This window comes from Nostoc sp., from assembly GCF_036917455.1.
Lineage (GTDB): Bacteria > Cyanobacteriota > Cyanobacteriia > Cyanobacteriales > Nostocaceae > Nostoc.
Window position 1 is genome coordinate 1 of the sequence record NZ_JBALDK010000067.1, and the last position, 15,730, is coordinate 15,730.

The 15,730-nt window shown below is 43.0% G+C and carries 12 protein-coding genes; 8 read left to right on the forward strand and 4 right to left on the reverse strand.

The window, feature by feature from the left end; all coding sequences use genetic code 11:
• Positions 1-73: 73 nt before the first annotated feature.
• Positions 74-832 carry a YebC/PmpR family DNA-binding transcriptional regulator gene (locus tag V7K42_RS07630; protein WP_334914988.1) on the forward strand — a complete coding sequence of 253 codons (759 nt, stop codon included), beginning with the start codon at positions 74-76 and terminating at the stop codon, positions 830-832.
• Between the two features lie 192 nt (positions 833-1,024).
• Here the strand turns inward: V7K42_RS07630 and V7K42_RS07635 are convergent, their stop codons facing one another.
• Positions 1,025-4,978, reverse strand: coding sequence for a Pls/PosA family non-ribosomal peptide synthetase (locus tag V7K42_RS07635; RefSeq protein WP_334914989.1), 3,954 nt, complete (start codon positions 4,976-4,978; stop codon positions 1,025-1,027).
• A gap of 488 nt (positions 4,979-5,466) precedes the next feature.
• Between V7K42_RS07635 and V7K42_RS07640 the strand changes: the two genes are divergently transcribed.
• Positions 5,467-6,264 (forward strand): M55 family metallopeptidase, encoded by a 798-nt coding sequence (locus V7K42_RS07640; protein WP_334914991.1) that lies wholly within the window; start codon positions 5,467-5,469, stop codon positions 6,262-6,264.
• A gap of 153 nt (positions 6,265-6,417) precedes the next feature.
• Positions 6,418-7,674 carry an FAD-dependent hydroxylase gene (locus V7K42_RS07645; protein WP_334914992.1) on the forward strand — a complete coding sequence of 419 codons (1,257 nt, stop codon included), beginning with the start codon at positions 6,418-6,420 and terminating at the stop codon, positions 7,672-7,674.
• 3 nt (positions 7,675-7,677) lie between these two features.
• Here V7K42_RS07645 and V7K42_RS07650 read toward each other — a convergent pair whose 3' ends face one another.
• Both V7K42_RS07650 and V7K42_RS07655 read right to left on the reverse strand, forming a co-directional pair.
• Positions 7,678-8,298: a Uma2 family endonuclease gene (locus V7K42_RS07650; protein WP_334914994.1), complete on the reverse strand. Its 621-nt coding sequence runs from the start codon at positions 8,296-8,298 to the stop codon at positions 7,678-7,680.
• A gap of 79 nt (positions 8,299-8,377) precedes the next feature.
• Positions 8,378-8,527 carry a hypothetical protein gene (locus tag V7K42_RS07655; RefSeq protein ID WP_334914996.1) on the reverse strand — a complete coding sequence of 50 codons (150 nt, stop codon included), beginning with the start codon at positions 8,525-8,527 and terminating at the stop codon, positions 8,378-8,380.
• Between V7K42_RS07655 and V7K42_RS07660 the strand changes: the two genes are divergently transcribed.
• The 5 genes from V7K42_RS07660 to V7K42_RS07680 all read left to right on the forward strand — a co-directional run bounded on the left by V7K42_RS07660 (position 8,521) and on the right by V7K42_RS07680 (position 14,606).
• A complete protein-coding gene (locus V7K42_RS07660; protein WP_334914998.1) occupies positions 8,521-9,093 on the forward strand; it encodes a hypothetical protein in 573 nt (190 codons plus the stop codon). The two genes, V7K42_RS07655 and V7K42_RS07660, sit on opposite strands and share 7 nt — an antisense overlap.
• 131 nt (positions 9,094-9,224) lie before the next feature.
• Complete coding sequence (locus V7K42_RS07665; RefSeq protein ID WP_334915000.1) at positions 9,225-9,776, forward strand: REP-associated tyrosine transposase; 552 nt, start codon at positions 9,225-9,227, stop codon at positions 9,774-9,776.
• 378 nt (positions 9,777-10,154) lie between these two features.
• Positions 10,155-12,350: a lytic transglycosylase domain-containing protein gene (locus V7K42_RS07670; RefSeq protein ID WP_334915002.1), complete on the forward strand. Its 2,196-nt coding sequence runs from the start codon at positions 10,155-10,157 to the stop codon at positions 12,348-12,350.
• 335 nt (positions 12,351-12,685) lie between these two features.
• The gene (locus tag V7K42_RS07675; protein ID WP_334915004.1) at positions 12,686-14,077 is read left to right on the forward strand and encodes an MATE family efflux transporter; all 1,392 of its coding nucleotides are present in this window, start codon (positions 12,686-12,688) and stop codon (positions 14,075-14,077) included.
• 115 nt (positions 14,078-14,192) lie between these two features.
• Complete coding sequence (locus V7K42_RS07680; protein ID WP_334915006.1) at positions 14,193-14,606, forward strand: SET domain-containing protein-lysine N-methyltransferase; 414 nt, start codon at positions 14,193-14,195, stop codon at positions 14,604-14,606.
• A 110-nt stretch (positions 14,607-14,716) separates the two neighbouring features.
• Here the strand turns inward: V7K42_RS07680 and V7K42_RS07685 are convergent, their stop codons facing one another.
• A complete protein-coding gene (locus V7K42_RS07685; protein ID WP_334915008.1) occupies positions 14,717-15,706 on the reverse strand; it encodes a D-alanine--D-alanine ligase family protein in 990 nt (329 codons plus the stop codon).
• Positions 15,707-15,730 lie beyond the last annotated feature (24 nt).

The window sequence follows — 15,730 nt, forward strand, 5'->3', positions numbered from 1 at the left end:
GGTTCGGCTATAGTTATGGTTTTTGCAAGCATTTATATCTTAATCTGGAATAGAGTTTTGATAATTTCGGATTATGGCAGGACATAGTAAATGGGCAAATATTAAGCGCCAAAAAGCGGTAGTAGATGCAAAAAAGGGAAACACCTTTACTCAGTTATCGCGGGCGATTATCGTTGCGGCTAGAAGCGGCGTACCAGATCCGGCGCTGAATTTTCAACTTCGCACGGCAATTGACAAGGCAAAGGCAGCGAGTATCCCCAATGATAATATTGAACGAGCGATCGCTAAAGGTGCAGGTACTTTTGGCGGAGATAACGCTATCTTTGAGGCAATTCGCTACGAAGGTTACGGCCCCGGTGGTGTAGCGATTTTAATCGAAGCCCTCACAGATAATCGCAATCGTACTGCTGCTGACTTGCGCGTAGCTTTTAGTAAAAATGGTGGCAATCTTGGTGAAACAGGTTGCGTTAGCTGGATGTTCGATCAAAAAGGCGTTTGTGTCGTGCAGGGTGCGATCGACGAAGAACAGCTTTTAGAAGCATCCCTCGAAGGCGGTGCTGAATCTTATGAGATGACTGAAGATGAGATGGCTGAGGTTTTTACTGACATTGGCAATTTAGAAAACCTTAGTCAGACACTCAAAAATCAAGGCTTTAAGGTGACTGATGCCGAATTTCGCTGGATTCCTAGTAATAGTGTAGAAGTTACCGATCCAGATCAGGCGCGATCGCTTTTCAAGTTAATTGATACTCTAGAAGGCTTGGATGACGTGCAAAATGTCACAGCTAACTTTGATGTAGCAGAAGAATTGATGGCTCTGAGCATTTCTTAATCAAAATTCACATAGATATGTAGAATCGTAGACTTTGGAAGTTAGGATGGGATTTAATTAGAGTCAGCGACAGACCTAACTTTGAAATAAACATATCGAGCAAATGGTCATTAAGTGCCCGTCGCTTCACACTCGCCATTGAAAAGACAAAGGGTTTTTGCAACACAACCAACTATAGTTGTATTAAATCCTCTACTTAGCAGTCCGAGCCGGAGAACCTACCCAAGAGGAGGCAGCGGGAAGGGATTCGCCTTTCATCAGCATGGACAGATTGCCTAAACAAGAATCGGGTTCCATGACAGTATCATAGAGAACAATAGTACCACTGCCTACTGAACAGCGATCGCCAATCTTCACAGTTGATATCTTCATCACCCGGTCTTCAAAAAGGTGAGTTTGCAAGCCACAATCAGCATTCAGTGTGACATCATTGCCAATGCGAATTGTGTCAAATTCCGTAATATCAGTGGTATCGGTGTAAACCCGTCTCCCAATCTTGCAGCCCATCAAGCGGAAGTACCAGTTAATAAATGGTGTACCCCGTAACATATCTACCAAAAATGGTACTGCCAGGGTCTCATGTAGACAGGTTACTAATTCTGATTTAAATACAAAGCTAGACCATAGAGGGCGCTCTGTAGGTTGATACCGCCCAACAATCAGCCATTTGACAACGATGGTAATCAGCACGGCCGCTAGTCCAAAGCCGAGATAAAGGAACGGCAAAAATAGCATCAATGTCCATTCATCATAATATACGTTCAGCAATAGCATTTCATTGATCAGCAGAGAACTCAAGACGACGATGCAAGTCAGTGGCAAAAGAACTCGAACGGCATCAAAACCCATACGTTGCAGCACTAGACTCAAGGGTGGCTTGTAAGTTGATTCCACTGAAAACCCTTGGACAATTTGGCGTTGTGGGAGGAGAATCCCAGGGGAACCGAACCAGGCGGTATCTCTTTGAGCAGCTTGATTGAGATCAGATGGAAGAGTTGACATACAACCAATGAGGGTTTCATCTCCGATTGTCACACCAGCGGGTACTAGAGCGCTGTTGCCAATAAACGAGCGCTTACCAACATGGGTTGGGAGCAAATACATCCGTCCTCGCTCAACTCTAGGCACACCCATAATCACACCATCCGCAATAAAGCTCTCACTGCCGATAGTTACCAAATCAGGAATTAAAGCCGACGGCGTAGCAATTTCTGCCCGCCATCCTAGCTTTGCCCCCAACAAGCGATACCAAGGCAGCAGATACATCGTGGCATAAAACGGACGAATAATATTGAGACTCAACTCCATCAGTTTATCCACAAACCACAAACGTAGATAACGATGACTGTCTAGCCGACAAGAACCGGGTTTGACACGTCCCACAATTAACCACTTAAGTACAGCAATTTGTAGTGTCATGAAGATGACAAACGACAAGGCAATCAAGGGTGAAAACAGCAGCCAATGTGCTTCGTCACTCTTGGAGTACATTTGCTCTACTCCAGGAATAATTGGTATTAATTCTAGAATCGGCAAGGTCATCAGCAGAATTGCTTGCAGACTACCAAAATAAATTCGTCGCAGCCATGAGGGACGGGAGATGTTTTGGCGCTTATTTGTTCTCACTTTGGTAGCAGGAGAACCAGCCCAAACTTCCCCTGCCTGAATTTGCTGCTGCTGTGGCAGCATGGATAAATCTTCAAGACTGGCATCCTCTTCCATGACAGTGTTTTCACTCAGTACAGCGCTAGCACCGACAAAACAACGTGAGCCAATCTCAATTCGACCAATTTTTAGATAGCCCTTCTCTACCGTGGCGTTCTCCAAACTTGTTGCATAACCGATGCTGCTATCTGCACCAATGCTAACCAGGTCGGGAATATTGATATCGATGGTGCTTAGGTAAACATTGGCTCCAATCTTGGCTCCCAGCAGTCGGTAGTAAAGATTTAGTAAGGGAGTACCGCTCAAGAAGTCTATTGGTGTAATGGACTGCAAATTCTTGACAAACCACCAGCGCAAATAAAAACTGCCCCAAATTGGATACAATCCTGGCTTTACCCGCCCCAATAGCAGCCACTTTGTAATAATCGATAACCCAAGCATCAAGGGAATAATCCCTGTCAAAGTAGCGATCGCTAAAACGAACGACTCGAAATCGCTAGCGTTGCTCTCCTGCATCCAAGTGAAGGTCAGGTAAGGTAGCAACCACTCTAGAGCAAAGCAGAAGAGAATCACTACCAATGCTAGAGCCTGAATTGTAGCGCTAATCAAGTAGCGCTGGCGACTAACACGACGCAGAGGCAGCGCAGCCGTTGGCATATTTGGAGAGGCGGTCTGTTGGGTTAGTCGGGCTGCTAATCCAGCAATGGTAGGGCATTGGTAAACATCAAGCATGGAGACATGAGCAAACTCAGGCTGCTGCCGCAGTTCCGATACTAGGCTAGCAGCTAATAGGGAATGCCCTCCTAAGTCTAGGAAGAAGTTACTATTTAGAGAAATCTGGACTTGGGGAAAGAGTTTCTGCCAAATATTGGCAATTATCTGTTCCGTAGCATTATCTGAGAGCAAAATGGGTTCCATATTGCCAGCAGCTTGCATCTGGCTTGGTTGTGGCAAAAGTTTGCGATTTACCTTACCACTCGGCAATGTAGGCAACTCATCAAGGACTTCCAAGTACGCGGGAACCATGTAGTGCGGCAGGCGGGAGCGCAAAATAGTCTTAGTTTCTTCGCACTCAAACAAATCAGGATGCTGAAGCACGATGTAGCCCACAAGCTGCTGAATTCCAGGCAAAGGTTCAAACAGCGATACAACAGCACTCTGAATTCCTGGGCATTCTAGCAATACTGACTCAATCTCTGACAGTTCTACCCGAAATCCGCGCAGTTTCACCTGCTCATCTACCCTACCCATAAACTGAATTTCACCATCTGCCGTCCAACAACCTAGATCACCCGTAGCGTAAAGACGTGCAGTTGCTTCGCTACCATCTGTAAATGGATTAGGCACAAACCTTGCTTGAGTGAGTTCGGGTCGGTTCACATAGCCCCGTGCCAAACTAATACCACCGATGTAAATCTCACCTGTAGTACCAATTGGAACTAGCTGTTTGTTGTCATTTAAAATGTATACTTCGTAATTGGGCAAAGGTTTTCCAATGGTGATCGGCTTGCCTCTACTGCATTCTGCCCAAGTGCTGACTACTGAAGCTTCTGTTGGCCCATAGGTATTGAGAATTCTGCGATCAGGTTTACTCCAGCGAGATATTAATTCTTCAGGGCACTGCTCTCCACCTAAAATCAACAGGCGAACTGTAGGAATATCTTCATCCATCATCGACAGTAATGTCGGTACACATGAGAGGACTGTAACTCTCAGATCAGTTAACAACTTGGGCAAGGCTGGGCCAGAACGCACCATTTCCGCAGTGCCAATTACCAATGTTGCACCTGCTGCAAAAGCAATCCACACCTCTTCAACCGAAGCATCGAAAGCAATGGAAAATCCTTGATAAACTCTATCTTCAGAGGTGACACCGTAGATTGTGCTGGCTGATTTCACAAAGTTGCAGGCACTACGATGTTCAATCTCTACCCCTTTTGGTTTACCTGTTGAGCCAGATGTATATATTATGTAGCACAAATCCCTTTCATTTACGCCAGTTTGGTCTGATTGCAGGCGAGATCCAGACTGTTGTGTAATTTCCAAGCAGCTCTTATCAAGACATAGAATGTCACAACTTAAAGATGAATATTTGCTTACGAAAGATGTTGTCGTCACTAGTGCTTGAACACCTGCATCCTCCAAAATATAATGGATACGTTCAGTTGGATATTCAGGGTCTAAAGGTATATAAGTAGCTCCTGCCTTCAGAATTGCCAGCACACATAGAGGAACTTTTAAAGAGCGTTCCAATAGCATCCCCACCCGTGAGCCTTGGACAATTCCCTGAGAACGTAAAAATAAAGCAAGCTGGTTCGATTGTTGTTCCAGTTCCTGATAAGTCAGATATTGTCCTGCACAGATCAGAGCAATTTTGTCTGGAAAAATATCGGCTTGTGCTTCAAATAAATTATGAAGACAGCCATACTTTGTCAAGTAATAGTTGGACGATGTACTGACAATACCAACACATTTATTCATAAATGATAAAATTGAGCTTTCACCAGAGAAAATATAAAATAAAAGCTTAACTAAGAATTTTTAGTTAGATATAGCATTTCCTAAACCACTGAGGTACACTTAATTTTTTTACCAAGGTTAGTAGTTTTCAAAACGTACCTCACGAGGTCGAGAAACACTATAATTAGCTTGATTATTATTTTCTAATTACTATATAAAAAATAATAATTATTACTTTTTAATCAAGTATCTTTCTACTTCAGCGCCAATATCACATACCAATATGACAAAAACATAACAGAAATATGACAAAATTATGACTTTTTCCCACCAGAAATCGCTTCATCTTAATTTAATATTTATGTATATTTGAACTTCCAGATAAAACAATTTATTCCTTGCTTGAATCAAGAGAATTTATTTATGAGTGGTTATTTTGAATTGTTAAATTAGTGATATTGTTGAGTTAGTAATAATGCCCTATTGTACAAGAACATATCTGATATGTTATGAAAATTTATATTAGTGCCGATATTGAAGGAATTACTGGAATCAGTCACTGGGATGAAGCGACTTTAGGTAAACAACAATACGATATCTTCCAAGAGCAAATGACCCGTGAAGTCATTGCAGCTTGTGAGGGAGCAATAGCATCTGGTGCAACTGAGATTATCGTTAAGGATGCTCATGACACGGGCAGAAATCTTGATCCCTATGAATTACCTTATCCAGCACAACTTATTCGAGGATGGAGCGGACATCCTTACAGCATGGTTCAAGAGCTAAATAGTAGCTTTAGTGCATTAGTTTTGATTGGCTATCACTCAAGAGCGGGATCTGGCAATAACCCTCTAGCGCACACTCTGAGTGAGGATCTGAACTGGATTTTGCTCAATGGTCAACCGATAGCCGAGTTCCATTTAGTCGCTATGACAGCCGCCTATGAAGGAGTACCTATTGTATTTGTATCTGGAGATTCTGGTCTGTGTCAAGCTGTAAAAGCTTATGACGCAGATATAGAAACAGTTACTACAAACAAGGGAATCGGTGAATCTGTATGGGGAATTCATCCTATAGAAGTTGTCAAGCAAATTCAAGCGGGTGTAAAACGAGCATTGCAGCACCGAGAGCTATTTCATGTGAAACCCTTACCTAAGCATTTTCAGCTTGAGGTGGAATATAAACATCCACCTGATGCTTACGAAAATTCTTTTTATCCTGGTGCAAAACTACAAGGTGAACAATCAGTTATCTTCGAGACAAAGGATTGGTTCGAGGTGATGCGGGCACTTTGCTTTATTGTCTAATTCAGAGTTTTGAAAAAGGGGATGTTCACAGGTTTTTCATAACCTTTCTTTGAAGTCGGTAGCGAGATTTTTTAATGTTTGCTTTTCTAACTTGCTCAAAGAGGCGCGATCGCGTCAAAATAAGAGTAAAAGATGCTGTAACTTAACTTAACAATGGCCACGCAGCTTGAACAATCTCTTTCCCCTCAACCAACACCGCCAGACTTGCGGGGATATGAATATGATTTGGTAATTGTCGGCGGTGGGATTATTGGGTTAACTCTAGCCTCTGCTTTAAAAGATTCTGGCTTGAGTATCTTACTGATTGAAGCGAAAGTGGCATCAGCGGCGGTAGCGAAGGGACAAGCTTATGCAGTTCATCAGCTTTCAGCACTAATTTATCAAGGAATTGGAGTTTGGGACAAAATATTGCCTCAAATCGCCAAATATTGCCGAGTTCGTCTTTCTGATGCCGATTATCCCAATGTGGTGGAATTTACCACAGATGATATAGATACAGCAGAGTTGGGTTATGTGGCGGAACACCAAGCGCTGTTGCAGCCTTTGCAAGAGTTTGTCCAAAATTGTCCAAATGTGACTTATCTGTGTCCGGCGGAAGTGGTGAATACGCAGTACCAGCAAGATATAGTAGCGATAGATATTAAAGTTGCCGATCGATTATACACAGTTCGCAGCAAATTACTGATAGCAGCAGATGGGGCGCGATCGCCAATTCGTCAAGCTGCTGGAATCAAAACCTCTGGCTGGAAATATTGGCAGTCTTGCATCGTGGCATTTGTCAAACCAGAAAAACCGCACAATAACACCGCTTACGAAAGATTTTGGTCTAGCGGGCCCTTTGCGATTTTACCTTTACCAGGGAACCGTTGCCGCATTGTCTGGACAGCGCCCCACGAAGAAGCAAAAGCTTTATGTGCCTTAAATGATGAGCAATTTTTAAGAGAACTCACCCGTCGCTATGGCAATCAGATGGGGAAATTGGAATTACTAGGCGATCGCTTTGTATTCCAGGTACAACTCATGCAAAGCGATCGCTATGTTCTCCCCCGATTGGCCTTAATTGGTGATGCGGCGCACAATTGCCATCCTGTGGGTGGACAAGGTTTAAATCTGGGGATTCGGGATGCAGCAGCTTTGGCGCAAGTTCTACAAAAAGCGCACCAAGAGGGTAAAGATATCGGCGATATTCAAATTCTTAAAGGTTATGAACGCTGGCGCAAGCTAGAGAACCTGACAATTTTAGGTTTCACCGATTTATTAGATCGGATGTTTTCTAATAACTTCTTACCTGTGGTGGTGGTTCGTCGCTTGGGTTTATGGTTTTTGCAGCGAGTCCCTGTATTAAAAGTGTTTATGCTAAAGTTGATGATCGGCTTGAAGGGGCGAACTCCAGAATTAGCAAAACGATAAATGCTAGATTATAGCAGCTTGAAAAATCTGGTTTGGGGTAAGATTCAATTCAGGAAAAGTTTGGGAGATAATGCGATCGCTATCTCGAAACTTACTTATCTGATATTCGCCATCAACCAAGTTACAAACGGTGATTGTCGGTTGTTTGGGATTACCGATAAAATTACGTCCACCCAAGGCGGCATAATCGACAATCCAGTATTCCGGGATACCCATCTCTTCATAATCAGCGTATTTTAAGTAGTAATCGTCCCGCCAGTTGGTTGATACAACCTCAATTGCCAAAGGGATCGATGCACCCAAACTAACGATTGATTGTTTTTTCCATAATTTTTCATTTTCCAGATTTGCACGGTTTAGCACCAACACATCAGGAAAGTAACCAGAATCTTTTTCAGGAGGTCTAATTATAACTTGGTTTGGCATGAAGTAGGGGAGGTCTAATCGGTCAAATTCAACTGTTACTTTTCTTGCTAAAAAACCTTTTACTTCTTCGTGTTCTCCTACTGGTTGTGCCATTTCAACAATTTGTCCTTTATGTAGTTCGTAGCGTACTCGTCGATTTTCGGGTAGCCAATCGACGAATTCCTCAAAGGTTACTAGCTTGGGTATGGCTTGAGTCATAGATGATAGAGAATTACTGAATCATAGAAATATTATCTCTAATTCAGCGATCGCATTGCTTGCAAATTAGCCTAAGCTTTTACGGTGCGATCGCTGTAGCTGAAAATAAAAGTTCACGAATTGGCTGCCCAAAGAATGGAGAAATTGCTGTAGCAAGTTTTGGGTGATGCGTTACGCTGGCGCTAACGCATCCTACAAGATTGGGCGATCGCACTTTAGCCGATGGCAATGCAATTATTATGCTTCCATGAGGGCACACTACCAGCAACAAGTTTGCTTGACTTAGGAAGCTATGTAGTTATGGATTTGTCGAAGCTGAGTTGGATCAAGAATGTTAAACATAAAGATAGTGATAAACCCTGGGCTTATGAAAGGTCGGTTATGCAGATTCCAGAAGCCAGGATATTTTGTCTCAACTGGCGCGATCCCAAAGACAAGACTAATGCTGAAAAGCCTCTTAAAGATGACTTAATGCTTCTACTTCAAAAAGCCAAAGTCACTCATTTGGTCGAATTTGTTGATAATAAAGTGTACGGAAATAATTCTAGTGAGTGGGGTATATACAGGGTTGTAAAAGCTTTGTGGATGCCACCTGAAAATGTTGACTGGGAGAAATTGCCACACCAGAAAGATTTCTTTGGCTTCGATTATGTTGTAGGTGATGGTGCTGCCCATAATTTAGCCGAAGAGAATAAGATGCACCAATTTCACCAGTACTGGGATAAGCAAGGTGGACTAAAAGCATTTCAGAAACAATTAGAAAATCGTCTTACAGAAATATCTTCGACTTTATAGAGCGATCGCTCGATCTCGTAGGATGCGTTAGCGCTAGCGTAACGCATCCCCCCATGTAATCAACGTGCTGAATTATGGATTATCAGCTGGATTTGGGCAAACTAATCAACAAATCCGAATAGCATCATTCAATGACCAACTACCGCAGAATAAGGATTGAGGGCGGCACTTACTTCTTTACCCAGGTAACACATCAAAGACAACCGTGGCTTTGCACCGATGTTGCACGTCTTTTGCTGCGCTCGGCATTTCTCAAGGTTCGTAAAAAATATCCGTTTGCGATCGATGCCATTGTGTTGTTACCTGACCACATCCACTGCATCTGGACTTTACCACCCAATGATAGTGATTATGCAACTCGTTGGCGATTAATTAAAAGCGATGTCACCAAGCAAGGAGCGTCTAAGCTACAGTTGCTGGCAAACCGGAGTGAATCACGGCACAAACGCAGAGAGAGCAATCTTTGGCAGCGACGATTTTGGGAACATTGGATTCGAGATGATGCTGATTTTACACGGCATTGTGATTATATCCATTACAATCCAGTACAACATGGGTTGTGTCAGCGAGTAATGGATTGGAAGTTTTCAAGTTTTCATCGATATGTAGCACAGGGTATTTATTCGGTTGATTGGGGAATGAAGGAGGAATTGATGCCCTTATTAGAGGTTTGGGATTGGTGAGTTGAGGGTTTTGGGTGATGCGTTACGCTTCGCTAACGCATCCTACAAGATCGGGCGATCGCACTGCGTAAAGCTTTTCTAGCACACTTGAGAGTGTGGATAAAAATTTCCTTCGTGTTACGTTTCGTTGGCATAGCCTCTGCTAGAGTAGCCGTACCAGCGCCTAAAGACTTATCTTCTAAAAGACTATTAATTATATACCAAAGATAGATGTAATAATATTTAATATGTGCTGGTCACTCAATATTGCTAACTGTGGGATTGAAAATTAAGATATTTCTACATAAAATTAAAAATCTAAAATTAAAAATTGGTAATACTGATGGCTAGGAGTGTTAAAGTTTCAGGAAATTCATCGGGGCTTTTCAGCGGGTATTCATGCTGAAGAAACTACAGAAAAAGCAAATTTCGATCATTGCAGGTGCGGCACTATTTGCCTTTTTAGCTGGGGCGATGGTATCAGCACCTCAGATTGGTAAAACCGTTGGGCAATGGCTCAAAGTGGGTAAGAATCAGACACAGCAAACATCTGATGCTAGCATTGCCCAATCAGCCGTCTTTCCACTGATATCACAATCTCTGCCAGAACGGGCGGCAAAACTAGCAGCGATCGCAGGACAGTCGCCTTCGCCAGACCGAAATCGCGCTCGTTATCTTTTGGCGAGTGATTACATTGAAAGAACCCAAGGGCAAAAAGCGCTAGTTTTACTCCAAGGATTGGAGAAAGACTATCCTATCCTCGCGCCCTACATTTTGCTGAAACAGGCCCAGGCACAGGATATCCTGGGCGCAGACGGCAAAGCCTCGGATCTCAGGCAAAGTGTGCTGAAACAGTATCCTAAAGAAGCAGCTTCGGTAAAAGCACTATATCTAATTGCCCAACCGAAGCAACAAGAAATAGCGATCGCTCAATTTCCTTCCAATCCTCTAACTTGGGAAATTATTCGCAAACGCTTGCAAGAAAATCCCAATCAGCCACAATTACAATTGATTTTGGCTACTTATGCTTACGATCAACCAGGCATCGTGGGCGTTTTGGATCAGCTAGTAAAACAGCCTACCCTCAAACCCGAAGACTGGGAACTAATTGGTACAGGCTATTGGGAAAATAGTCAATTTCTGAAAGCGGCAAATGCTTATGCCAAAGCACCCAAAACATCGCGCAACCTCTACCGGACTGCACGAGGGTTACAAGTAGGAGGCAAAGATAAAGAAACAGCGATCGCTACCTATAAACAATTGGTGCAGCAATTTCCCAATACCGAGGAAACTGGGACTGCACTACTGCGATTAGCAGAAACTGCAAAAACAGGTAAAGACGGCTTGCCTTATCTCGATCGAGTAGTTAGTAAGTTTCCTAAACAAGCTGGGACTGCACTGGTACAAAAAGCCAAAACTCTCGAAACCCTCAAGGATCAAAAGTCAGCTAGCGCGGCGTGGCAATTACTCATAGCCAAGTACGGCAATTCTGATGAAGCCGCAGAATATCGTTGGAAAATCGCCCAAGATAAAGCCAAAGCTAAAGATTACGTCGGTGCTTGGCAATGGGCAGAGCCAATTGTCACCAATAATCCCAACAGCATTTTAGCTCCCAGAGCCGGCTTTTGGGTCGGTAAATGGGCAGCTTCATTAGGCAAACAGCAGGAATCTCAAACTGCTTATAACTATGTAATTAGTCAGTTTCCCTACTCTTACTATGCATGGCGAGCAGCCAATATGCAGGGGCTAAATGTCGGCAACTTCGACAACGTGCGCGTCATGAACCCCGAAGTAATTGCACCCCAGCGTTCATTACCACCGGCTGGTTCTGAGACTTTCAAAGAATTATATCTGCTGGGTCAAGACCGCGATGCCTGGTTACAATGGGAAACGGAATTTCAGAATAAAATTCAGCCAACGGTAGCAGAGCAATTTACTGAAGGGTTGATGCGACAGGCGAAGGGTGAAAATCTCATCGGAATTGACAAAATTTCTAAATTAGAAGATCGGGAAATACCAGCAGAACTTGCCCAATATCAAACTCTGAGCAAACAGATCGCCTACTGGCAAGCCCGTTACCCATTTCCCTATCTCCGAGAGACTGAAAAATGGTCTATTGAGCGTAAACTCAATCCTTTGCTAGTGACTGCTCTGATGCGTCAAGAGTCACGGTTTGAGCCAAAAATCAAATCCGTTGCTGATGCTACTGGCTTAATGCAGTTGTTGCCCAGTACAGCTAAATGGATCGCCCCACAAATTAAGGTGGATTTCAAAACAATAAACCTGGAAAATCCCAACGATAATATTATGCTGGGTACTTGGTATTTGGGTCATACCCATGACCAATATAACAATAACTCGCTATTAGCGATCGCCAGTTACAATGCTGGCCCCGGTAATGTCTCCAAATGGCTGCAAACTCTAACTACACAAGACCCAGATGAGTTTGTTGAACAAATTCCCTTTGATGAAACGAAAAATTATGTGCGGCAAGTATTTGGTAACTACTGGAATTATCTGAGGCTTTACAACCCTGAAATTTCTGGAGTCGTAGCAAAGTACTCGACTACACATCCCAAATTACCAGCGCAGTGATTTTACTTAATTACATAAGCAAGTAGCAAGTAGGTAAAGCACATATACAATTTTTTACATGAGTTCGATGAAACTCTCCCTGTCTTGAACTTTTCTTCAATTCAGTCCCTCTCCGAGTCGCAGAGGGACTGGTTTTACGATACAAAACCAGGGAAAGGTATTTTCATTCGACTAATTATTTAGATACCATCTAATTTGTGGAAATCACGTGTAGTTAAGTGGAGCGATCGCCTATTTCACAGCCAACAGCTTGAGTTGAGTGCTGTTAAAGTATTAATATATCTTAAATAATATTAAAATTACTTTTTTCGCACCATCCTTAATTTTTGTGCCCAATGGAGTTAGCTTCAAAAGAATTTAAGTCAGAACTGATATTAGAAGTCCAAGCCTGCCTGCAATTGGCAGTTCCTCTGGTAATTACTCAAATATTAGAAGCGGGCATTCCTTTATTGGATGGGGTAATGATGGGCTTACTTAACAGCCAAGCCTTAGCTGCGGGTGCTTTAGGTGCTGTTACCTTTTCCACCCTAGCTTCCGTTTGTCGTTCTATTCTTTCAGCCGTAGGTGTGAATGTTGCAAATGCTTTTGGTGGAGGAAAAATAGACCAAGTTAGCCGTGCTACCGGTCAAGGAATTTGGTTAGCTGTGACGATGTGCTTACCTGTGATGTTTATCATTTGGCACTTTGACTATATCCTGCTGCTGACTGGTCAAGAGGAAAGCAATGTGTTATTAGCTCAGACCTATTTGCGGTCTATTGTTTGGAGTTTTCCTGCTGCGCTTGGTTTTTGTATCTTAAAAGAAATTAGTTCTGCCCTCAATCGCCCCCAATTTCTAGCAGTAATTACGGTATCTGGACTATTACTGAATGCGGTTGCTAATTACGTGTTAATGTTTGGCAAATTTGGTTTTCCAGCCCTTGGTTTAGCGGGTATTGGTTGGGGAAGCACACTCATTTTTTGGCTGAATTTTCTCGTCGCCCTCACTTGGGTTTGCTTCGACGACTACTTTAAAGAATACCAACTTCATCGCGCTCTGCATCAGTTCGATAAAGATATGTTTGTAGATATCTTCCAAACTGGATGGTTCTTGGGGTTGCAGTATGGAGCAGAAATTGGAGTATTCACCGCCACTGCTTTAATGATGGGGTGGTTTGGGACACAGACGTTAGCTGCCCATGAAATTACCGTTGAGACAGAAAGTTTCGTCGAAACGGTGTCTATAGGTATTTCCTATGCCATCACGATGAGAGTAGGGCAGTTGAGGGGACAAAACGATCTCAAAGGTGCAAGCATAGCTGGATTTGTCTGCATAGCGCTTGTTACTCCTATTGTGAGCATTGTGGGATTAATTTTTTTGCTATTTCCCAACTATATTGTGGCAATGTATTTGGACACCAGTAATTTGGATAATGTCGAAATAGTTAAAACGGCAACTTCTTTCCTAGCTGTGGGGGCATTAGTCCAAATATTTTATAGTATTCAGACTATTGCTGCTGGTGCATTGATCGGGTTGAAGGATACTAAAATACCAGTGTTAATAACTATGTTCGCTTACTGGGGTGTAGGTCTAGGTGGTGGCTATCTGATGACATTCACTCTTGGCTGGGGTGCTATAGGTTTATGGTTGGGTTTAGCACTAGGGTTACTTATGGGTGCAGTGCTTTTAACTTGGCGTTTTTATCTTTTGACTTCCGATATAGCATCAAAGTCCTGCTCAGAGACGTAAACTTTTACGTTTCTACATCCAGATTAATATCGCGATCCAACAAGGCAAATTAGTATATCTAAAATAACTTGAAATTATAAAAACTAAACAATTGAAGACATAGAGACTTTTAATTATGCTGACTCCTGAAGACATAGAAAAGTTTATTAACAATGCACCGAAATGTGAAGTTTGTCAGAGTGGAATTGATGGTTACGGGCTTTTTGCTAAGGAGTTGATATTAGAAGCAGATCAAATAATCGACTTTAGCTTTCCTAATTTTTACCAAGAAGTTAGATATGCCGATCAAACCGATGAATTTTTGAGGGAGGGTAAATTTATTGGAATTAATGAGGAAATTTGTTTAACGGCTGAGGGTTCAACTAAGTTCGCGGCAGTCAATCATTCTCGAAATCCCAATGCTATGGTTGACCTTGAAAAACGCCAAGTATTTGCTTTGATAGATATTCAACCTAATGAAGAAATAACTATAGACGTGCGTTTGGAGCCAATGTCCGAGCGAGCAAAGCAATTCTCGCCGTGGCTTTGAGCTAAATTAGGGATGCACAGTTTTACGTCTCTACAAAGGTTTTCATCGTCATGCACAATTAGTTTTATGCCGCAATCGGCAACGGCAAAAAACCGCCACTCATGACTAAATCAACATTTGTACCTTTGCCATGCAGACTCAACTATTTGAGCAATGATTTCTGTATATGTCACATCACCCAAACGTCCCATAATTACCAGGTCTGAGCGGATATAATGTAGCCCTGGTAGTGGGTTAACCTCCATAAACTGCAACACGCCGCTAGCATCGCAACGCAGATCCACGCGGGCAGCGTCACGGCAACCAAGAGTATGGTAAACATTTAGGGCTAGCTGTCTTGCCTGTGCTGCCAGTGGTTCAGGATCTATGAGCAAACGATAAGATACTCGTTCCAGATACTCATCTTTGTTAAGGGTGGTATAGGCGAAAGCTTCCGTTTGTCCTGTCAAAATTACTTCCATCACACCTACTACCCGTGAGTTGCTGCCGTTGCCAATAATGCCTACTGTTACTTCTCGGCCGGGGAGAAAGGTTTCTACGAGTACGGACTGCTGAAATAGTTCGCGTAACAATTGATAAGTATTTACTAGCTCCTCACGTTCTTTAACAAGAGAACGCCCAGTTACTCCTTTAGAACTGCCCTCCGCTACAGGCTTGAGGAAAACTGGCATTGGCAGCGATAGGGCTGTTGCTTCTCCGGTAGTACTCACCACTTCAAAGGGGGCTGTGGGCAGACCGCGATCGCGCACCACCCTTTTAGCAAGCGCCTTGTCTAAGGTTAAGGCACAGGTGAGCGGATCGGAAAATGTATAGGGTTGAGCGAATAATTCACAAACTGCCGGGACTTGGGCTTCACGAGAGCGACCCTTCAAACCCTCAGCAATATTGAAAACCAGATCCCAGCGATCGCCTTTTACCAAGCGCGAAGCGAGTTCTCTACCATTGCCGACACGTTCAACCTGATGATCTAACTGAAATAGTGCATCTTCTAGCCCAATGATAGTTTCTTCATCATCGAACTCCATTACCTCAGAGGCACTAAAACCAGCCTGAAGGTAGTCTGATTTCAGGTCATAACACAGACCAATTAATAAACCCATAGCCCGATAATTCCTGGTGAAAAA